General features: G+C 63.0%; 16 protein-coding genes. 9 read left to right on the forward strand and 7 right to left on the reverse strand.

Annotation, left to right across the window (positions count from 1 at the left end; genetic code table 11):
• Positions 1-67 precede the first annotated feature (67 nt).
• Positions 68-634: a GNAT family N-acetyltransferase gene (locus IB262_RS19425; RefSeq protein ID WP_060518373.1), complete on the forward strand. Its 567-nt coding sequence runs from the start codon at positions 68-70 to the stop codon at positions 632-634.
• A 16-nt stretch (positions 635-650) separates the two neighbouring features.
• On the opposite strand, the gene ubiG is transcribed toward IB262_RS19425, so the two are convergent.
• Together ubiG and IB262_RS19435 are read right to left on the reverse strand one after the other, a co-directional pair.
• Positions 651-1,397: a bifunctional 2-polyprenyl-6-hydroxyphenol methylase/3-demethylubiquinol 3-O-methyltransferase UbiG gene (gene ubiG, locus IB262_RS19430; protein WP_034797712.1), complete on the reverse strand. Its 747-nt coding sequence runs from the start codon at positions 1,395-1,397 to the stop codon at positions 651-653.
• 211 nt (positions 1,398-1,608) lie between these two features.
• Positions 1,609-2,157: a dihydrofolate reductase family protein gene (locus tag IB262_RS19435; RefSeq protein ID WP_112976494.1), complete on the reverse strand. Its 549-nt coding sequence runs from the start codon at positions 2,155-2,157 to the stop codon at positions 1,609-1,611.
• Positions 2,158-2,177: 20 nt separating this feature from the next.
• On the opposite strand from IB262_RS19435, the gene IB262_RS19440 reads away from it, so the two are divergent.
• Positions 2,178-2,819, forward strand: a complete 642-nt coding sequence (locus IB262_RS19440) for a class I SAM-dependent methyltransferase (protein ID WP_112976493.1) — start codon at positions 2,178-2,180, stop codon at positions 2,817-2,819.
• Positions 2,820-2,883: 64 nt separating this feature from the next.
• Here IB262_RS19440 and IB262_RS19445 read toward each other — a convergent pair whose 3' ends face one another.
• From IB262_RS19445 to IB262_RS19455, 3 genes are all read right to left on the reverse strand, one after another.
• Positions 2,884-4,416 carry an ABC-F family ATP-binding cassette domain-containing protein gene (locus IB262_RS19445; RefSeq protein ID WP_112976492.1) on the reverse strand — a complete coding sequence of 511 codons (1,533 nt, stop codon included), beginning with the start codon at positions 4,414-4,416 and terminating at the stop codon, positions 2,884-2,886.
• A 389-nt stretch (positions 4,417-4,805) separates the two neighbouring features.
• On the reverse strand, positions 4,806-5,882 hold the full coding sequence (locus IB262_RS19450) for a linear amide C-N hydrolase (protein WP_112976490.1): 1,077 nt from the start codon (positions 5,880-5,882) through the stop codon (positions 4,806-4,808).
• 76 nt (positions 5,883-5,958) lie between these two features.
• Positions 5,959-6,795 (reverse strand): hypothetical protein, encoded by an 837-nt coding sequence (locus tag IB262_RS19455; RefSeq protein ID WP_246802667.1) that lies wholly within the window; start codon positions 6,793-6,795, stop codon positions 5,959-5,961.
• A 290-nt stretch (positions 6,796-7,085) separates the two neighbouring features.
• On the opposite strand from IB262_RS19455, the gene IB262_RS19460 reads away from it, so the two are divergent.
• From IB262_RS19460 to IB262_RS19480, 5 genes are all read left to right on the forward strand, one after another.
• Complete coding sequence (locus tag IB262_RS19460; protein WP_034797696.1) at positions 7,086-8,360, forward strand: aspartate kinase; 1,275 nt, start codon at positions 7,086-7,088, stop codon at positions 8,358-8,360.
• A gap of 87 nt (positions 8,361-8,447) precedes the next feature.
• Positions 8,448-10,715 carry a phosphoenolpyruvate--protein phosphotransferase gene (gene ptsP, locus IB262_RS19465; protein WP_112976489.1) on the forward strand — a complete coding sequence of 756 codons (2,268 nt, stop codon included), beginning with the start codon at positions 8,448-8,450 and terminating at the stop codon, positions 10,713-10,715.
• Positions 10,716-10,784: 69 nt separating this feature from the next.
• Entirely contained in the window at positions 10,785-11,867 is a 1,083-nt protein-coding gene (prfA, locus tag IB262_RS19470) for a peptide chain release factor 1 (RefSeq protein WP_112771847.1), read from the forward strand.
• 3 nt (positions 11,868-11,870) lie between these two features.
• Positions 11,871-12,740: a peptide chain release factor N(5)-glutamine methyltransferase gene (gene prmC / locus IB262_RS19475; RefSeq protein WP_034797690.1), complete on the forward strand. Its 870-nt coding sequence runs from the start codon at positions 11,871-11,873 to the stop codon at positions 12,738-12,740.
• Between the two features lie 327 nt (positions 12,741-13,067).
• A complete protein-coding gene (locus tag IB262_RS19480) occupies positions 13,068-13,730 on the forward strand; it encodes a DUF4167 domain-containing protein (protein ID WP_034797687.1) in 663 nt (220 codons plus the stop codon).
• A gap of 105 nt (positions 13,731-13,835) precedes the next feature.
• Here the strand turns inward: IB262_RS19480 and IB262_RS19485 are convergent, their stop codons facing one another.
• Entirely contained in the window at positions 13,836-14,420 is a 585-nt protein-coding gene (locus tag IB262_RS19485; protein ID WP_060609766.1) for a TetR/AcrR family transcriptional regulator, read from the reverse strand.
• Positions 14,421-14,550: 130 nt separating this feature from the next.
• Here IB262_RS19485 and IB262_RS19490 point away from each other — a divergent pair, with 130 nt between their 5' ends.
• Both IB262_RS19490 and clpB read left to right on the forward strand, forming a co-directional pair.
• On the forward strand, positions 14,551-15,570 hold the full coding sequence (locus IB262_RS19490; RefSeq protein WP_112976488.1) for an NAD(P)-dependent oxidoreductase: 1,020 nt from the start codon (positions 14,551-14,553) through the stop codon (positions 15,568-15,570).
• A gap of 240 nt (positions 15,571-15,810) precedes the next feature.
• Positions 15,811-18,417 carry an ATP-dependent chaperone ClpB gene (gene clpB, locus IB262_RS19495; RefSeq protein WP_112976487.1) on the forward strand — a complete coding sequence of 869 codons (2,607 nt, stop codon included), beginning with the start codon at positions 15,811-15,813 and terminating at the stop codon, positions 18,415-18,417.
• An 83-nt stretch (positions 18,418-18,500) separates the two neighbouring features.
• Here clpB and IB262_RS19500 read toward each other — a convergent pair whose 3' ends face one another.
• Positions 18,501-20,468: a M23 family metallopeptidase gene (locus tag IB262_RS19500; protein ID WP_034797679.1), complete on the reverse strand. Its 1,968-nt coding sequence runs from the start codon at positions 20,466-20,468 to the stop codon at positions 18,501-18,503.
• Between the last annotated feature and the right edge of the window lie 496 nt (positions 20,469-20,964).

A 20,964-nucleotide genomic window follows, 5' to 3' on the forward strand; every position in this document is an offset into this window, starting at 1 on the left:
TTCCCGCCCTTTAAATACAATGCCTTGGCTCCCATCTCGCAGCTTTGCAATGGGAGTTTTCCAGCCAATGGCATTGTCCGATGTTCACATTTCCACTGATCGCCTCGTTATCCGGCCCTTCGCGCCTGGCGATTTTCCGGCATTCTTTGCCTATCACCGCCTGCCGGAGGTCTACCATTATCTCTATCAGCACCCGCTCGACGAAACGGCAGCGCGGACAAAATTCGCCAAGGCTTCGGCGCCAAAGCTCGTTGACGATGGGGACGTCGCGGTGTTTGCCGTCGAGCGCCGCGAGGATGGTGTACTGATCGGCGAAGTCCTGCTGAAGCTCGCAAGCAGTGCGGCGGAACAGGCGGAGACCGGCTACATCTTCAATCCCGACTTTGCCGGCAAGGGCTACGCTACGGAAGCGATGCGGGCGTTGCTTGATCTCGGCTTTTCGACGCTGAAGTTTCACCGGATCTTTGCCCGGCTCGATGCCCTCAACAAGGGGTCCGTCGGCGTCGTCGAGCGTCTCGGCATGCGCCGCGAAGCGCATCTGATCGAGAACGACCGGTTCAACGATGTCTGGGGCGACGAATACGTCTATGCGCTGCTGAAGCGCGAGTGGCAGGAGCGTCGGCAGGCTGGCTGAGGCCGCCGACAGCTGCTCATAGCGGCCGCTTGGCGACGATCATGTAGTTGACGTCCATGTCCTTGGACAGGTTCCATTGATTGGAAAGCGGATTGAAGAAGACGCCGGTCCGCTCGGTCACTTCGAGGCCGTTGGCCACGAGCGGCTTTTCCAGTTCCTCCGGGCGCACCAGTTTTTCATACTGGTGCGTACCGCGCGGCAGCCAGCGCAACACGTTCTCGGCTGCGAAGATGGCAAGCGCCGCTGCCTTCATGGTGCGGTTGATGGTGGCGACGAACATCAGACCGCCGGGGCGAACCATATGGGCGCAGGTGGTCATGAAGAAATCGACATCGGCGACATGCTCGACCACTTCCATGTTGAGCACGATGTCGAAGCTCTCGCCGGCTTCGGCAAGGGCTTCGGCGGTCACGGCGCGATAGTCGACAGCCACACCGCTTCCGGCCGCGTGCGTCTTGGCGATGCCGATGTTCTTTTCGGAGGCGTCGGCGCCGAGGACATCGGCGCCCATGCGTGCCATCGGCTCCGACAGGAGGCCGCCGCCGCAACCGATATCGAGCAGGCGCAGACCTTTGAGCGGCTGAGGGCTCCTGGGATCACGGCCGAAATGCCCGGCCACCTTGTCGCGGATATAGGCGAGGCGAACGGGATTGAACTTGTGCAGCGGCCGGAACTTGCCGGTCGGATCCCACCACTCCGCGGCCATGGCGGAAAAGCGGTCAACCTCGCTCTGGTCGATCGTCGTGCGTGCGGTCTCGCTCATGTCGCCGTCTCCTTGCATCGTCCCGACAGCGCCGCGCGTCTTTCAAGGCGCGCTAAGGACGCTGTAGCACTTTAAAGTGCTGCATAATTCTATCCTTAAATCGATCCCGATTTAGGGACTTGTGCAGCAGTGAAGTCGGACGATCGGACAAGGAAGTCAAGAGGCGGCGCTGGGCCAGATCGGCGCACACGCGTGCGTGGCGCCCGTCCTGCTACGCGTCCGCTTCTGGCTGGTAGTGCAGGATAACCACACCGGATGTCAGAGGGCGTGTGTGGGTCAGTTTGAGTTTCGTCCGCTTCAGCCCTGGCTTGAACAGCGGCACACCCTCGCCGAGAAGCACCGGATTGATGCCGAGGCGGTATTCGTCGACGAGGCCCTTCTCGATCAGTTCGCTCGCGAAGTCGGCGCTGCCGAAAACGAAGATCGTGCCGCCATCCAGCGCCTTCAGTCGTTCGACTTCGCTTGCGGCGTCGCCGGTCACGAGCGTCGTGCCCGCCCAATTGGCGGAGGTCAGCGTGCGCGAGAAAACGAATTTCTCGACGCCGTTCATGAAGGTCGCGATGTCGCCTTCGGCGGATGGCCAGTAGCCCGCCATCATTTCATAGGTCACGCGGCCGAAAAGCAGGGTGTCGGCCTCGAGCTGCGTTTCGCCGATATAGGCGGCGAGCTCGTCCTCGAAGACGAACCACTCGATGTCGTGCCCCGGTGCTTCGAAGAAGCCGTCGACGCTAACCATGTCCCACATGATGACCTTGCGCATTGTATCTCTCCCGTTGCGGCATGCCTGTCACGGAAAGGGTGACAAATCTGATATTGTTTTGCAAGTGGTTTTATTTTTGCATCGGACTGGTTGGCGCTGCGGCTCTTCCGCGTGCTAGTTTCTGCGCTGGCGAGGGGAGGAATCCACATGGGCTTAACAGGATCGACTGGGCGGTCGGCGTCATCGCGCCGCAGCCGTCCGTTCATCTGCTCGAAGTCGGTTGCGGCCATGGCATTGCCGTGACGAAGGTTTGCGATCGGCTCGACGAAGGGGAGATTGTCGCTATCGACCGCTCGGCTGTGATGATCGCGGCGGCAGCACGCAGAAATGCTGAACATGTTGCTGCAGGCCGGGCGACCTTGCGGGTTGCGGAGCTTCGCTCGTTCGATCTCGGTGGCCGTCGCTTCGACAAGGCGTTCGCCATGCGCGTCGGCGTGTTCACGCGGGGCGATCCCGCTCGAGAGTTTGCGGCGCTGGCGCAGCTGTTGAAGCCTGAGGGGCGTCTTTTTCTTTTCCATGACGAGCCGTCCACGGGGGCGGACGACGTTGGCGCGCGGCTCGCGGCGGCGGCCCTTCGCCAGAGCTGGCAGGTCGAGGCACTGTCGGCGCAGATTTTTGACAGCAGCGAGGTCGCATGCCTGATTGCGCGGCCGCCCGCCTGATGATGTTGGCATTTGTGACGCCCGCTTGTTGCGGGCGTCACACTTGCGATGATTGCGCTTTATGTCAGCCGACGTTGCCTGCCGCCGCCGAGGCGAAGAAGTCCTCCGGGTCCTCGACCTCGACGAGGCGGCGCTTCTCGATCAGCCAGAAGCGGTCGCCGACATTGCGCACGAAGCTGCGGTCGTGGGAGACGAGCAGGCAGCTCGTCTCGTTTCTCAACAGCTCCGTTTCGAGCGCTTCCTGGCCCTCGATGTCCAGGTGGTTGGTCGGTTCGTCGAGCAGGTAGAAATTGGGCTCCTTCAAGCGCAGCACCAGCATGGCAAGACGCGCCTTCTGGCCGCCCGACAGCCGGCCGATCGCCTTTTCCTGCATGTCGATGCCGACGCCGACACCGACGAGCAGGCTACGGGCGCGCTGGTCGCCGAGCGAGAAGCGGCGGGCCAGCGCGGCAAGCGGCGTCTCCTCGTCCGACAGGCCGGCAAGCGCCTGGTCGCTGTAGCCGAGCACCAGCGAGGGTGTTGCCTTCAGCGTCTCCGGCGCGCGGGAGGGCTCCTCGATCGCCGTGCGGATCAGGTTGACGAGCCGGGTCTTGCCGGCGCCGTTTTCGCCAAGCAGCACGATGCGGTCGCCCTGGCAGATCCAGCGCTTGCCGGTGCGGAAAAGCGGGGTGCCGTCGGGCGTTTCGACATGGACGTCGTCGAGCGTCACCAGGATCTTGGCATGGGTGCCTCGATTGGCGAGCCGGATCGCGCCGGCGGAACGTTCCTGATGCGCGGGCTTTGCCGCATCCTCCAGCCGTTCTGCGCGCTGCTTCAGTTGCTTCGTCTTTATCGTGAGCAGGTCGCTGCCGGAGTTGATGCCGATATTGTTGAGCTTGGCGGCCTGGCGACGCAGTTGCTGCGCCACCTTCATGTCGCGCTGGTAACGCCGCTCCTCCGATGCGTCCACCTCATCGAGAGCGGCGCGCGCCCGCGAATAGGGGAGCGCGAAGATCGGCGATTGCTCTGGCCTCAGGAACAGCGTGCGGTTGGTGGTTGCGTCCAGGAAGGCGCGGTCATGGCTGGCAACCAGCACCGGCACGTCGCGTGGCAGCGCATTCAGCCAGGCCTCCAGCCGGCCGATCTTGGCGAGATCGAGATGGTTGGTCGGCTCGTCCAGCAGCAGCGCGTCTGGCTCGCTGACCCAGACGCGGGCAAGCAGCATCAGGCGCTGCCAGCCGCCGCTCAACTCCGAGACGGCGCGAGTCCGCAGAACCTCCGGCACATCGAGGGAATCGAGCACGATATCGACGCGCCAGCTTTCGTTTTCCGCCTGGTCGGCCGGGAGGGCCGAAAGAACGGCGTCGTGGAAGGAGAGAGGTAAAAGCGACGCAGGCACGTTCTGTTCGACGTGACCGACCGTCAGCCCGCGCGAGCGGGTGATCTCGCCGGCGGTCGGATCAAAGCTGCCGGCGATTGATCTCAGCAGGGTCGACTTGCCGCGGCCGTTGGCAGCGACGATGCCGATACGATCACCGGATGCGACGGACAGGCTAAGACTGGAGAAAAGCGGTGTGCTCAGGCTGACGCCGAGGTTGCGGATATTGATCAAGGCCATGGTCGTTCTCTGGACTGCACGAGCGACGGCGGATCATCCGGGGCGGCACTTCAGGCCGGGGTTTCGGATGGTCGAGCCCGCAACACAGACATGCTGTGCTCGGGCCGCATCGGCTCGGTATTGGAAGACGATGCAGGCGTTCAAACCGAAACGGTTCCGCACTGCATCACTCTGGGCAGACCAGGGATAAGCTCGCGATCTTCGCGAAAGGATGTCTGGTCAGCCCTGCAAACGCATCTGCAGGGCTTGGACGGGGCCACGCTGGCGGTGGTGCCGGAAAAATGTCATCACGTGCAGCCCCCCTTTCTCGAATTTGAACTTGCGGCAGCGTCAATAACACCGTCGCGCGCAATTTTCAATGGCTTCGCGCCGGCCCCGAGCCGGTGTGCTCACATCTGCAACCCGAGGAACTTGAACGGTTCGGCCTGCTTGAAGTCGCCGGTCGCGTCGCCCGAATAGGTGTGATCCTGGTTTTCGCCGAGATCGAGCTTCATCACCTTGCCGGTCTCCTTGGTAAAATCGATCTTCTTCAGGTCGACCCAGAAGGTGTTCGGGGTCAGCGCCGACTCGAAGAAATAGAGCTTGCGCTTGTGATCGACCACGGTGCGCCAACGGGTCGAGGAAATGTTCGGTTCCTCCGGCGTGTTGAGCCCATAGGGAACCGAGACATTGCGAATGACGCTGAAGACGCTGGCCAGCGCACGGTCGGGGTTCTCGTCCTTCGGAATGGCGTTGACGTAGAACGAGGCGCGCGCGAAACGATCGGCCGCGCGGTTCGTGCCCGGCAGCATCACCGTGCCGCCGATCTGCTTCCAGTAGGCGTTCAGGGCCAGTTGCTGGTCGAAGACAGGCGAATTGGTCATCACCTGATACGGGCGACCGTGATGGATCACCTGCTTGCCGCCGATATACTCGACGATTGCGCTGTCGCCGGTCTTGTCCGAGATCGAAAGGTGCAGCGTCGTCAGCCGGTTCTCACCCGGTACGTTGTCGGTGACGATCGTGAACGGTTCTTTCTCAAGCGCCTTCACCGCATCCTCGACAGTGGCGAAGCTGTCGAGCACATATTGCGCCCAGGCGGCGATCGTCAGGCCCGGCTTCGATTTGTCATTGAAGTCAGGGTACTCGGATTCGACCAGCCACAGGAGATTGGCATTGAGGCCGGCCTCGTTGACGCCGTCGGTGGTCGAGACATCATAGCCGGTGGCCACGACGCTTCCATACTTCGCCGTCCATTTGAACGAGTTCGGCCCTGCCTGACCGTTGCGCTCGATGCCGCGCGGCAGGACCCAGAGGTTGGTCGTGACGTCGCTCTTCCAGTCCATCGATCGGGCAGTGATGATGTTGTCATCGGGGCCGAGATAGACGAGGCGGGTGCAGGCTTCCGCCGTCGTCTGACCGAGCATGAGAAGGGCGGCAAGTGCGGATGTGACCGATCGGACGGCCGGCTTTACGATGAACGTCATACCATTCTCCTTCGCGGGCAAAGCGTATGCTGGGTATCCGCCAGTCGGTCCTTGAGCGTTGAAGCAGGCCCAGGTTCTAAAACAACATGGAAAAGCCGATCACCGGGCCGTGCTGGTTCACGTCCCAGCGGAACTTGTTCGCGCCCGTGAAGTCGTCGCTTTCGTAATCCTGATAGAGCAACCGGTACCCGGCGCGCAAAATTGTCGGCTGGCCAAGCATTTCGGTCCGGTATCCGAGATAGGCCTGGGCGTTGACGCTGAGCTTTGAGCCGACATCGAAGCCGCCGACATCGGCCTCGGCGACGAGGTTCCAGCGCTCGCTGAGATCGGCGTTGAGCCGCAGGCCGACGAAGGGGTCGGTCCAGTCGGCGCTCTTGCTCGTGTTGAAGCCGGCCACGGACACGTCCGCCTCGAGCTTCGTCCAGCGCAGACCGATCGTCGGCTCGATCGACAGCGTCCGGGGCTTGCCGAAGACGGTGTTGCCGCCGAGTTCCTGCTCATAGACCTGATAGAACGCGCCGAAGGCCAGCGTCGTCATCTTGATGTCGAGGCCGATCTCATGGCTGAGCAGCTCTTCATCCTGGCTGGTACGGACGTATTGGCCGTCGAAATAGACACCCCATTGGCCGTTGGTCAGCTCGATGTTGCCCATCAGCGCCAGGTCGAGATGGTCGAGCGTGTCTTTGAAGGGCACGTCGACATCGGTGTCGAAGCCGGCAAGCGATGCGTCCCCCTTGAGGCTCGCCGCCCAGACATAGGGGCTGACGATCACCGTCCAGTCGCCTTGCGGCGCCATGCGCGCCTGGTCGAAATCGGCGGCGTTCGACGGTGTCGAGCACGAGAGCGTCACGGAAAGCGCGACGGCACAGCGGGCCATCATTTGTGCGGTTGCGGGTATGCGATGTGCTTGCATGTCTGCCCCCTCAAGCGTCCGTTGGCAGCCTAGCCGGCGCTGCCGCAATTTCAAGTGGCGCAAACCGCGACCGCGCACGTTTCCCCACCGTGCGCATGGAGCCTTATTCCTGCCGCCCTGCCATTGCGCGCAGGCCCCTGATCCGCTAAGAGACGCCGCGACTTTCCGCTCCCCGAAGCGGTGACTGCCGATGTGCGAGAAGTCTCCCAAGCTTTTTGACCGTCGGGCGCCGGCGGGGGCTTTCCTGTCACGCGCGCAAGCGCGCGCAATTTGGGTACCGGTAGAGGCACATGGCACGCATCGTGATGAAATTCGGCGGGACGTCCGTCGCTGATTTGGAACGCATCCACAATGTTGCCCGCCATGTGAAACGCGAGGTCGATGCCGGCCACGAAGTTGCCGTCGTCGTTTCCGCGATGTCCGGCAAGACCAATGAGCTGGTCGGCTGGGTGCAGAACATGCCGAAGGCAACCGGCGCCAACTCGCCCTTCTACGATGCGCGCGAATACGATGCGATCGTCGCGTCCGGCGAACAGGTGACCTCCGGACTTCTCGCCATCGCGCTGCAGTCGATGGGCATCAATGCCCGCTCGTGGCAGGGCTGGCAGGTCCCGATCCGCACCGACAACGCCCACGGCGCTGCCCGCATTCTCGACATCGACGGTGCCGAGCTCATCCGCCGCATGGGCGAGGGCCAGGTCGCCGTCATCGCCGGCTTCCAGGGGCTTGGGCCTGACAACCGCGTCGCCACCCTCGGTCGCGGCGGCTCCGACACCTCGGCCGTTGCGATTGCCGCAGGCGTCAAGGCTGATCGCTGCGACATCTACACCGACGTCGATGGCGTCTACACCACCGACCCGCGCATCGAGCCGAAGGCGCGGCGTCTGAAGAAGATCGCGTTCGAGGAAATGCTGGAAATGGCATCGCTCGGCGCCAAGGTGCTGCAGGTGCGCTCGGTGGAGCTTGCCATGGTGCACAAGGTCCGCACCTTCGTGCGTTCGTCTTTCGAAGATCCCGATGCGCCGGGCATGGGTGACCTTCTCAATCCGCCCGGTACGCTGATTTGTGATGAGGATGAGATCGTGGAACAGGAAGTCGTAACCGGCATTGCCTATGCCAAGGATGAAGCCCAGATTTCGCTGCGCCGTCTCGCCGACCGGCCGGGCGTCTCCGCCGCGATTTTCGGCCCGCTGGCTGAAGCCCATATCAACGTGGATATGATTGTCCAGAACATCTCCGAGGACGGTTCGAAAACCGACATGACCTTCACGGTTCCCTCCGGCGATGTCGACAAGGCACTGAAGGTGCTCGGCGACAACAAAGACAAGATCGGTTACGACGTCGTCCAGTCCGAAGCCGGCCTCGTCAAGGTATCGGTCATCGGTATCGGCATGCGCAGCCACGCCGGTGTTGCAGCGTCGGCCTTCCGTGCGCTTGCCGACAAGGGCATCAACATCAAGGCGATCACCACTTCCGAGATCAAGATTTCGATCCTGATCGATGGACCCTATGCGGAATTGGCGGTTCGCACTTTGCATTCCGCCTACGGTCTCGATAAGAGTTAATCGACAGACGACCGATTTGGGATTCGCGGCGACTTGGCCGCGCATCCCGTTTGCTGCCGTCCCCTCTATTTCGGGAGACCCCACGCGATGAGAGACCTTTCCGCAGGTCCGCGCGTTCTCCTCAAGCGGTTGCGCGAGTTGATGGCGGAACCGCTGGAGCCGCAGGAGCGCCTTGACCGTATCGTGCGCCAGATCGCGCAGAATATGGTCGCGGAAGTGTGTTCGGTCTACGTGCTGCGCTCCGACGGCGTGCTCGAACTCTATGCGACCGAAGGTCTGAACAAGGCCGCCGTTCACCTGGCGCAGTTGAAGATGGGGCAGGGCCTCGTCGGTACCATCGCCGCTTCGGCGCGGCCGCTCAATCTGTCTGACGCCCAGTCTCACCCCGCCTTTACCTACCTGCCGGAGACCGGCGAAGAGATCTATCATTCCTTCCTCGGCGTGCCGATCCTGCGCACAGGGCGCGCGCTCGGCGTTCTCGTCGTCCAGAACAAGGCGATGCGCAACTATCGCGAGGACGAGGTCGAGGCGCTCGAAACGACCGCCATGGTTCTCGCCGAGATGGTGGCAACCGGCGAGCTCAAGAAGATCACCAAGCCAGGGCTCGAACTCGATCTCTCGCGTCCCGTCTCGATCGACGGCAACAGCTACGGCGAAGGCATCGGCCTTGGCTATGTCGTCCTGCACGAACCAAGGATCGTCGTCACCAATCTTCTCAACGAGGATACAGACCAGGAGTTGCAGCGGCTTGCAGAGGCGCTCGGGTCGCTGCGGATCTCGATCGACGACATGCTGTCGCGCCGCGAGGTGTCGATGGAGGGCGAGCATCGGGCAGTGCTCGAGACCTACCGCATGTTCGCGCATGACCGCGGCTGGGTGCGCAAGCTCGAAGAAGCGATCCGCAACGGCCTGACGGCGGAAGCCGCCGTCGAGCGTGTGCAGAGCGAAACCAAAGCGCGCATGATCCGCCTGACGGACCCTTATCTGCGCGAGCGCATGCATGATTTTGACGATCTCGCCAACCGCTTGCTGCGCCAGCTCTCGGGCTACGGCGCCAAGCTTTCGGCGAGCGACTTCCCGAACGATGCGGTGATCGTCGCGCGCGCCATGGGCGCTGCCGAGCTGCTCGACTATCCCCGCGAAAATGTGCGCGGCCTGGTGCTCGAAGAGGGTGCCGTCACCAGCCACGTGGTGATCGTTGCCCGCGCCATGGGCATTCCTGTGATCGGCCAGGCGACCGGTGCCGTGGCGCTTGCGGAAAACCGCGACGCGATCATCATCGATGGCGATGACGCCAAGGTGCATCTGCGGCCGCTCGCCGACCTGCAGCGTGCCTATGAGGAAAAGGTTCGCTTCCGGGCGCGGCGTCAGGCACAGTTCCGCGCGCTGAAGGACGTCGAACCGCTGACCCGGGACGGCACGCGTATCACGTTGCAGATGAATGCCGGCCTATTGGTCGACCTTCCGCATCTGAACGAGGCGGGTGCCGAAGGCATCGGCCTCTTCCGCACCGAACTCCAGTTCATGATCGCCTCGACCATGCCGAAGGCGGAGGAACAGGAAGCCTTCTACCGCAGCGTGCTGAAGCAGACGGGCGGCAAGCCCGTAACCTTCCGCACACTCGATATTGGCGGCGACAAGGTGGTTCCCTATTTCCGCGCTGCGGAAGAGGAAAACCCGGCGCTCGGCTGGCGCGCCATCCGGCTTTCGCTCGACCGGCCGGGTCTGCTGCGCACCCAGCTCCGCGCGATGCTGCGGGCGGCGGCCGGTGCCGAGCTCAAGCTGATGCTGCCGATGGTCACCGAGGTCTCCGAACTCAGGATCGCGCGCGACCTCCTGCAGAAGGAAATCGAGCGGCAGTCGAAGCTCGGCGAACAGTTGCCGCGCAAGCTGCAATTCGGCGCCATGCTGGAAGTGCCGGCGCTGCTCTGGCAGCTCGACGAGCTGATGACCGAGGTGGACTTCGTCTCGGTCGGCTCCAACGACCTCTTCCAGTTCGCGATGGCCGTCGACCGCGGCAATGCCCGCGTGTCCGATCGTTTCGACGTGCTCGGGCGCCCGTTCCTCAGGATCCTGCGTGATATCGTGCGCGCCGGCGACCGGCACGATACGCCGGTGACGCTCTGCGGCGAGATGGCGAGCAAGCCGCTCTCGGCCATGGCGCTGCTGGGTCTTGGCTTCCGTTCGGTGTCGATGTCGCCGACGGCCGTCGGACCGATCAAGGCGATGCTTCTGGCGCTTGACGCGTCCAAGCTCGGCTCACTGCTCAACGCTGCACTGGACGACACGCGAGATCAGACGCCCGTTCGCCAGATGCTGGTGGATTTCGCCGCGGAAAACGGCATTCCGGTTTAGATTGAAGTGACGCGTCGCAACCCTCGTCCGGAGCTGATCCGGCCGGGGCGAGACGCATTGGAGTGAGACTTGGCAAAGCTTCCCGTTGAAAAGATGCGCGAACTGGAACGGCGGTTCGGTGAAATCGAGGCGCGCATGTCCGCCGGCCCGGCCGCGGACGTCTACGTCAAGCTCGCCTCGGAGTATTCCGAACTGCAGCCGGTGGTGACGAAGATCCGCGCCTACGAAAAGGCGACGGCGGAGCTTGCCGACATCTCCGCCATGCTCGCCGACAAATCGACCGACCGCGAGATGCGTGATCTCGCCGAAATGGAAAAGCCCGAGGTCCAAGCGACGATCGAGGGTTTGGAACAGGAAATCCAGATCCTGCTCCTGCCGAAGGATGCGGCCGACGAAAAGAGCGCGATCCTTGAAATCCGCGCCGGAACCGGTGGTTCCGAGGCGGCGCTGTTTGCCGGCGACCTGTTCCGGATGTACGAGCGTTATGCGGCGGGCAAGGGGTGGAAGGTCGAAGTGCTGTCGTCGAGCGAAGGCGAAGCCGGCGGTTTCAAGGAAATCATCGCTACAGTTTCCGGGCGCGGCGTGTTCGCGCGGCTGAAGTTCGAATCTGGTGTGCACCGCGTACAGCGCGTGCCGGAGACGGAGGCGAGCGGTCGCATTCACACCTCGGCGGCAACCGTCGCAGTGCTGCCCGAGGCCGAAGACATCGATATCGAGATCCGGCCCGAGGATATCCGCATCGACACGATGCGCTCGTCGGGCGCCGGCGGACAGCACGTCAACACGACGGACTCGGCCGTGCGCATCACCCACCTGCCGACCGGGCTCGTCGTCACCAGCTCGGAAAAGTCGCAGCACCAGAACCGTGCGAAAGCGATGCAGGTGCTGCGCTCGCGCCTCTACGACATGGAGCGCCAGCGCGCCGACAGCGAACGCTCGGCCGACCGCAAGAGCCAGGTGGGATCGGGCGATCGCTCCGAACGCATCCGCACCTACAATTTCCCGCAGGGACGCCTTACCGACCACCGCATCAACCTGACGCTATACAAGCTCGACCGGATGATGATGGGCGAGATCGACGAAGTCGTCGACGCGCTGCTTGCCGACTACCAGGCGAGCCAGCTGGCGCAGCTCGGCGAGCAGCGGGGCTAGGAGATGGCCGAGACGCTCGCGAGCCTGGTTGCCGAAAGTCGCGATCGCCTGCAGGCGGGTGGCATCGAGCATGCGGCGCTCGACGTCCGGCACCTGATCTCGGGCCTGCTCGACCTGTCGCTGAGCGCGGTCGTGTCGCGGGGCAGGGACCCGGTTTCGGATGAGGATGCCCAGCGGATCCGGGCGGCGGTTGCGCGCCGGCTTGCGCGCGAGCCGGTCTATCGCATCCTCGGTGAACGCGAGTTTTTCGGTCTGCCGCTGAGGCTGTCGAAGGAAACCCTGGAGCCGCGCCCGGACACCGAGACCTTGGTCGACCGCATGATCCCCTATCTGCGCGCGGTGGTCGCGCGAAAGGGAGGTTGCGAGATCATGGATCTCGGGACCGGCACGGGCGCGATTTGTCTCGCGCTTCTGTCTGAGGTTCTTGAAGCCAGGGGCACGGCTACCGATATATCCGGAGACGCGCTGGCAACGGCGACGGCAAATGCCGTCGCTCTCGGACTTGCGGATCGCTTTCGGCCGTTGCTCAGCAACTGGTACGAAAAGGTGGACGGTCGTTACGACGTTATCGTCTCAAATCCGCCGTATATCCGGTCCAGTGTGGTTGAAGAGCTTGAGCCGGAGGTGAGACTTCACGACCCGGCCGCAGCGCTTGATGGCGGAGAAGATGGGCTAGATGCCTATCGCGCCATCGCTTCTCAAGCTGGTCATCATCTTGAGACAAACGGCGTGATAGGCTTGGAAATCGGTTTCGACCAGAAAGAGGCGGTAACGGCGTTGTTTTACGCCGAAAAATTCCGTCTGCGTGAAGAGGCGAAGGATCTCGGCGGCAATGACCGCGTCCTGATCTTCGAACGCGACACAAACCGTTGAAAAAATGCTGCACTGGCGCATCTTCTTTCTTGCAGAGGCAAAGAAAGGGCTTGGAATCCCAGAGGAAGCGGGCTAGTTTGCCCGCGCACTGGGCAGAAGGTCATGGACCTAAGATTCGTTCCGGTATGACCTGGCCACGGGGATTGCTCTCAAGAAAGAGTTGCTAGGGTTCAACACGTGCCTTGTGCGGGTACCTGTTAATTTGACGTCAGTCGGCGCCGAAGCCGCCATTGTGCGAGCGCAACGGTGCGTGCTCTGTCGGGCGGATCCGGCCGGAAGACGAAACCACATGATCATCATTATCAAGAGAATTCGGGTGAATGTACTATGAGGCCAGGACAGCAAAACAAGCGCGGCCGCGGGCGAAATAACAACAACAATAACAACAACAATGGAAGCAACAACAATCACAACCGCAAGGGCTCGAATCCGCTGACGCGGACCTACGACAGCTCCGGTCCGGATGTGAAGATTCGCGGTACGGCCCAGCACATCGCCGAGAAGTACTCTGCACTTGCGCGCGACGCCCAGAGCTCCGGCGACCGGGTCATGGCGGAAAATTACCTGCAGCACGCCGAACACTACAACCGCATCATTGCTGCCGCGCAGGCGCAGATGCAGGATCGTTTCCAGCGTGACGACCGTCAGGACTTCCGCGGCCACGACGCAGCCGACCAGGACCAGGACGATCTGGATCAGGGCTACGCCGACGACATGCCGGCTTCGGGTGCCGCAGCCGTAACGCCTGTTGCCGAGCCGCAGCCCGTTGTCATCGACGGTACCGGCCCGCAGCCGGTGATCGAAGGCACGCCGGCCGAAGTTGCGATGGAAGAAGAAGCTCCTGCCGCTTCCGGCCGTGCCGCAACGCGCCGCCGCAACGCGCCGCGTCCGCGCCGTCCGCGCCGCAGCGCCCAGGAAGGTGCTGCCGACGAAGCTCAGCCGTCGGGTGATGACGCTCCGGAAGCGCCGGCTCTGGCTGCTTCCGAGTAAGCGAAGTCGCAATAGTCAGCCTGCCCGGTGCAGGCATCAAAAACCCGGCCCATCGCGGCCGGGTTTTTCTTTGTACGGCAAACGCTGATCAGCCAGTTGCACTGGTCAGCTTTTGGCACTGTCGATGATGAGCGCAGTTAGGTTGCTGCTCGCAGAGGTCTCGTTTGTGCGCCCGCGGATCAGTTCGCGGCCGATCGCCTCGGCCGCGCCGGCGATCCCTGTGCAGCGAAGCCTCAGATCGTCCTCGGGGACTTCCGAGAAAGGAGAGAGGGCTGCCTTGATCATGGCGACGTAATCGTCAGCCTGCTGTTGCTGCGTGGCGATCATGTCCGCATTGCCGCGCAGCGCGCCGGAGATCGCCTGCCATTCCTCGCCGCTTTCGACAGCACAGTTGATGTAGACGGAACTGATGATATCGGCGACCGCTTCGAGCCGATTTAATGCACCCTTCAGCGCGACCTTCAGTTTTTCCGTGTGCCGGTCTTCGATTTCCTGGGAGAGCGCGATCAAGAGCCCCTCGCGCGTGCCGAAATGTTCATAGGCGATCGGCTTGCTGACGCCAGCGCTTTCGGCGAGATGGCCAAGCGTCAGGGCGTCGGCGCCCCGTTCGCGCAGGATCTCCCTGGCGGTCTCGAGCAGCTGGGCGCGCCGCTCGGGCTTCGCAAGCTTTCGGCCTTTCGTCCGGCTCATCGATCACAATCCTCTTTTCGCGTCGGCCCATGCCTCTTGAAAGTGGTATTCGGCATCTTACTTACCAATAGTAAGTTACTAATGGTAAGTTAGGTAGGTGCCGCTTACCTCTCGTTTAGGAGATAGGAAGATGTCGAGCAAGTTTCTGCCCGTTTTGATTGTCGGTGGTTCCGGTGTCGTCGGGTCGCAGGCCGCAAGGATCATTCGTCGTCTGCACCCGACGCTGCCGATCGCGATCGGTGGCCGCGATCTTGGCAGGGCCGAGGCGGTCGCACGTGAGGTTGGCGGCGCGGTCGGGGTCAGCGTCGACCTCAATCGCCCGGATCTCGGCCTTGGCGATGCGCCCCGCTTCAGCGCCGTCGTCATCTTCCTGAAAGACGAAAAGCTGAGTTCGATGCGTTACGCCCAGCGCCACGGCATTCCCTATATCAGCCTATCGAGCGGCACCTTCGAGGTCGGTCCGGAGATGGCGCAGTATATCCACGCGCCGGACAGTGCGCCGATCCTGCTCGCCAGCCACTGGCTCGCCGGCGCCGCGATCTTCCCGATCCTCGACTTTGCCAAAGCCTATGAGGCGATCGACACGATCCGCATCGGCGTCTTGCTCGACGAAGAGGACATGGGTGGGCCGGCAGCACTTGCGGATTACAACCGCATCACCGGCCTTGCGCCCGCCGCTTTGACCGTCGCGGATGGCAAGTTCCACTGGGCCGGCGGCGAGGATTCCAAGGCGCGCTTCAGAAGCGTTGACGGCGTCGAACTCGAAGCGACCGCCTATTCGCCCTTCGACGTCATGGCGCTTTCGGCCCGTACCAACGCCAGCGATATCCGCCTGGATCTTGCCTATAGCGTGTCCGCGAGCAGGCGGCGCGGCGAACCGTTCTCGACGGAGATCGCCATCGATATCAAGGGCCGCGACAAACACGGCGAACTGGTCGACCGTCGCTATGAGATCGTGCACCCTCAGGGCCAGGCCCCACTGACGGCGCTTGGCGTCGCCCTTGCGGTCGAGCGCATGCTCGGCCTTGAAGGAGGGGCCGCCCCGACGCCGGGCCTCTATCTGCCGGAGGTCCTGATCGAGCCGGCCTACTATGTGCGGCGGATGAAGGAATTCGGCGCGTCCTTCGCCGAGCGGACCCCCGCGGCATAGACGATCCCGCGGCCGCGTTACCCTTTCGGTGCGCGGCCGCCTCGTGGTTGCAGATTTCCGTCTCACGAGCGCCGGGAGGCTCTTTAATTTCCAAAATCGCTGCCCCATATTCGCTTCGGACGCGTTGATCCGACGCAAAGCGGGGATCGCGCCACACTGACAGGCTTGCCGAATGCGGGAGCCTGATCCTGAAACACCGACGGGTGCCATGATGGGCCTGCCGGGCTATGGAGGTAGAGTATGAACATCGAAAAATATTCCGAGCGCGTGCGCGGTTTTCTGCAGTCGGCGCAGACCTACGCGCTGGCGCAAGGACACCAGCAGTTCACGCCGGAGCATGTGCTGAAGGTACTGCTCGATGACGACCAGGGCATGGCCGCCTCGCTGATCGAGCGGGCCGGTGGTGATGCCCGCGAAGCGCGCGCCGGCAATGACGCAGCGCTTGCAAAGCTTCCCAAGGTTTCCGGCGGCAACGGTTCCGTCTATCTGTCGCAGCCGCTTGCGCGGGTGTTTTCGAGCGCCGAAGACGCAGCCAAGAAGGCCGGCGACAGCTTCGTCACTGTCGAGCGCCTGTTGCTGGCGCTGGCGATCGAAAGCTCGGCTGCCACCGCAGATGTGCTGAAGAAGGCCGGCGTCACGCCGACCAAGCTCAACCAGGTGATCAACGACATCCGCAAGGGCCGCACCGCCGACAGCGCCACTGCCGAACAGGGCTTCGACAGCCTGAAGAAATACGCGCGCGACCTGACGGCCGACGCGCGAGAAGGCAAGCTCGACCCGGTCATCGGCCGCGACGACGAGATCCGCCGCACCATCCAGGTGCTGTCGCGCCGCACCAAGAACAATCCGGTTCTGATCGGTGAGCCCGGCGTCGGCAAGACCGCGATCGCCGAGGGCCTGGCACTGCGCATCGTCAATGGCGACGTGCCGGAAAGCCTCAAGGACAAGCGGCTGATGGCGCTCGACCTGGGCGCGCTGATTGCCGGTGCGAAGTTCCGCGGCGAGTTCGAGGAGCGGCTGAAGGCCGTGCTCAACGAGGTGCAGGCCGAAAACGGCGAGATCATCCTGTTCATCGACGAGATGCACACGCTGGTCGGGGCCGGCAAGGCCGATGGCGCCATGGACGCCTCCAACCTGTTGAAGCCGGCGCTGGCACGTGGTGAGCTGCATTGCGTTGGCGCGACCACGCTCGACGAGTACCGCAAGCATGTCGAAAAGGACGCGGCCCTTGCCCGTCGCTTCCAGCCGGTCATGGTCGAGGAGCCGACGGTCGAAGACACGATCTCGATCCTGCGCGGTCTGAAGGAAAAGTACGAGCAGCACCACAAGGTCCGGATTTCGGATTCGGCACTGGTTGCCGCCGCGACCCTTTCGAACCGCTACATCACCGACCGGTTCCTGCCGGACAAGGCGATCGACCTGATGGACGAAGCCGCGTCGCGGCTGCGCATGCAGGTGGATTCCAAGCCCGAGGAGCTCGACGAGCTCGATCGTCGCATCATCCAGCTGAAGATCGAGCGCGAGGCCCTGAAGAAGGAAACCGATGTCTCGTCGAAGGATCGGCTCGAGAAGCTCGAACTTGATCTTGCTTCGATCGAAGAGCAGGCATCCGCGCTGACGGCTCGCTGGCAGGCGGAAAAGCAGAAGCTCGGGCGTGCCGCCGATCTCAAGAAGCAGCTCGACGAAGCCCGCAACGAGCTGGCGATCGTCCAGCGCAAGGGCGAGTTCCAGCGTGCCGGCGAACTGACCTACGGTGTCATTCCGAAGCTCGAAAAGGAGCTCTCGGACGCCGAAAGCCAGGAGAACGCCAATGCCAACCCGATGGTGCAGGAGGTCGTGACCCCCGACAACATCGCGCATGTCGTTTCGCGCTGGACGGGCATTCCGGTCGACAAGATGCTGGAAGGCGAACGCGACAAGCTGCTTCGCATGGAAGACGAATTGGCGAAGTGGGTTGTCGGCCAGGGTGACGCCGTGCAGGCAGTTTCCCGTGCCGTCCGGCGTGCCCGCGCGGGTCTCCAGGATCCGAACCGGCCGATCGGCTCGTTCATCTTCCTGGGCCCGACCGGCGTCGGCAAGACGGAGCTGACCAAGGCGCTTGCCCGGTTCCTCTTCGACGACGAGACCGCGTTGCTGCGTGTCGACATGTCGGAATATATGGAGAAGCACTCCGTCGCCAGGCTGATCGGTGCGCCTCCGGGCTATGTCGGCTATGAGGAAGGCGGTGCGTTGACCGAAGCCGTTCGGCGCCGGCCCTATCAGGTCGTGCTGTTCGATGAGATCGAGAAGGCGCATCCGGATGTCTTCAACGTGCTGCTGCAGGTGCTCGACGACGGCCGCCTGACCGATGGTCAGGGTCGCACTGTCGACTTCCGCAACACGATGATCATCATGACCTCGAACCTCGGCGCGGAGTATCTGGTCGGGCTTGGCGAAAATGAGGACAGTGATGCGGTTCGCGACCAGGTGATGGAGGTGGTGAAGTCCGCCTTCCGGCCGGAGTTCCTGAACCGCGTCGACGAGATCATCCTGTTCCACCGGCTGCGTCGGTCGGAGATGGGGGCGATCGTCGATATCCAGCTCGAAAGGCTGCGCAAGCTGCTTGCCGAGCGCAAGATCACGCTGGAACTCGACGACGATGCCCGCGCGTTCCTGGCCGACAAGGGCTACGACCCGGCCTATGGTGCCCGTCCGCTGAAGCGGGCGATCCAGAAGTTCGTGCAGGATCCGCTCGCCGAGAAGATCCTGCAGGGCGAGTTCCCTGATGGTTCGACCGTCAAGGTGCTGTCGGGCTCGGACCGCCTCAACTTCAAGCGCGGGGCGGGGCCGGACAAGGAAGCCGCGTAAGTCCAGCAGCGCACAAATCAAGAGGCCGCCCTTCGGGGCGGCCTTTCTGTTTGTGCTGATTTTCGAGCAGGGGAGGGGAGCGGTTAGTTGCTCGCGACCTCTGCGCCCGTGCCGTCCTTGTTCAGCAATTCGTCGATGCGGTCGCGTTCCTTCTCGAACTTCGCCAGCGCGTCGCCCGAAAGCGACTTGCCGCCGGGCAGTCGGATGCGCAAGGGATCGACCTTGTTGCCGTTGACGATCAGCTCGTAGTGCAGGTGCGGTCCGGTCGAAAGGCCGGTCGTTCCGACCCAGCCGATCACCTGGCCCTGGACGACCTTGTTGCCGACCTTGACGTTTTTGGCGATCGCGCTCTGGTGGTTGTAGGAGGACACGTAGCCGTTGGCATGGCGGATCAGCGTCTGGTTGCCATAGCCGCCGGAATCCCAGCCGGCCTTTTCGACGACACCGCCGCCGGCGGCGATGATCGGTGTGCCGCGCGGGGCTGCCCAGTCGACGCCGGTGTGCATGCGCGAGAAACCGAGGATCGGGTGCCGGCGCATGCCGAAGCCCGAACGGAAATGGCCATTCGGCACGGGATTGCGCAGCAGGAACTGGCGGATGCTTTTGCCGTCCTGGTCGAAATAGTCGATCGTGTTGTCGCTCGGATCCTGGAACCGGTAGAAGGCGGTAACGGCATCGCCGAATTTGGCGCGAACATAGAGGAGCTCGGATTCCTCCGTCGCCATGCCGCGTTCGTCGGTCACGGAGAAGAAGGCTTCAAGCGAATCCGTCGGCTTCAGCTGCGCCTGGAAATCGACATTGCTGGCGAGCAGCTTGACGACGAGGCCGACCATGTCGGCGTTCATGCCGTAGGAAAGTGCCGCCCGGTAGATGCCGTCATAGACCCGCGGCAGGTCGTGGCTGCTGGTCATGACCGGCGCGCCGTTGTCGTCGAAGGCGGTGGCGACCGCGTCGAGCCTCGGTGGCTCGGCGCCGGGGACGAAGCGGCCCTTGTCATCGACCGCCATCGTCAGCACGTGCCGGTTGCGCGAATAGATCGTGGCCCGCACGATGCGTGCGTCCTGGCCCTTCTGCGTCTCGCCGTTCTGGATGATGCCGATGCGCAGGACATCGCCTTCGGAAAGCTCGCTGGCGCCGAGCGCCTGGCCGAGATAGCTGGCGGCGTCCTCGGCCTGCGCCTTGGTGTAGCCGGCACTGCTCATGACTGTCGCGATGTCGGTCTGGCGCCGCACCGGAATGATGTCGTCGGCGTATTCGGTGGTTTCTTCGTCGATCGTCTCGTAGGCGGCGTCACTCTTGTTCTGCTCGACGATGCGCGCGGTCAGGCCCTGGAGAAGATCGAGCCCGTCACTCTCCGAGGCGAAGCGCTGCGGATCGACATAATAGAGCGAGGCGACCTGGGTGCTGCCCTCGGTCAGGACAGAGCCGTTGGTGCGGACATTTTCCTCGACCTCTTCCAGCGACATCGAACTGTCGAAGGTGGGACCGCCGCGCAGCGGGAAGTCGACGGTTTTCAGCGCCACTTCGGAATCGACGTTCGAGCCGTAAAGCGTGCCGGTTCGCGAAACGGGGGATTCCTCGTCTGCCTCCTCCGTCGAGAAGATCGCCAGAGGATCGAAGTCCGGATAGCTTTCCGAGGCCTGGTGATTGGCGGCGAGCGCCATCTTCACGTGAACGAAGGGCTGTTTGCGCACCACTTCCTTCTCGCCGTCATGGGTCATCGTCGAGACTTCCATGATCGTCTTGTCGGCCGGCTTGGCAACGAGCTTCGGCGACAGGATGCGGCCGCCGCGAACGGCGATCGCTTGCTCGTCGCCATTCGAACCGGCATCGAGTGCGGCATAGGCTTCGGCCGGGATTGCCAGCTGCTGGCGTCCGTCAAGCGCTGCAAAGAGCGCGACACCCATCAGGAGGCTCGAGGTGATCCCCGTCAGGAAGGTGCCCGACAGCCAGCGCAGCGAAATCTCGCGCCTGTCGGGCGCGCGCCGGCCATGCGCCAGGATCGGTGGCTGGTCGCCAAGCGACCTGACCATGTTCTTGTCGGTGATCATGCCGAACTGAGGGTCCCCGATTTCTCTAAACCGTATTCTTGCCTGCGATACGTTGCGCGAAGGTGTGCATCTTTCACGCGGCGGAGTCAAATCACGCGCGGCGCTGCAAGGGCGATATCCTATATATCCCAAGCCTGTCCGCGCGCCCGTATCCGCGACGCATCTTCGTTTTCGCTTAGATAGGCCGATTGTGAAAAAGGTAGGGCCAAATTGTGTCTGCACGGGCCCGGGGGAGGGGGCAAAACTTTTTTGGGGGCGCAAAGCCCTGCGTTTGTGGGCTTTGTCAGAAATCTGTCATTTTTTCCGAAAATCCCTGTTGACGTGTCGGATGTGTGGGGTCTATAAGCCCGATCACTGACGAGGGCGGCGGCGCTGCTGGCGACGACGACCTTCGCTCTAGAGTTTCCTGGTTGGCTTGGTGCTGATTGAGGGGTTCGGGACGAGAGTTCTGGGCTTTGTGGGAACGGTTTGACGGACGGTGCGTTCGTCGGTTTTT

The sequence above is a fragment of the Ensifer sp. ENS02 genome, assembly GCF_014851885.1.
GTDB classification, from domain to species: domain Bacteria; phylum Pseudomonadota; class Alphaproteobacteria; order Rhizobiales; family Rhizobiaceae; genus Ensifer; species Ensifer adhaerens.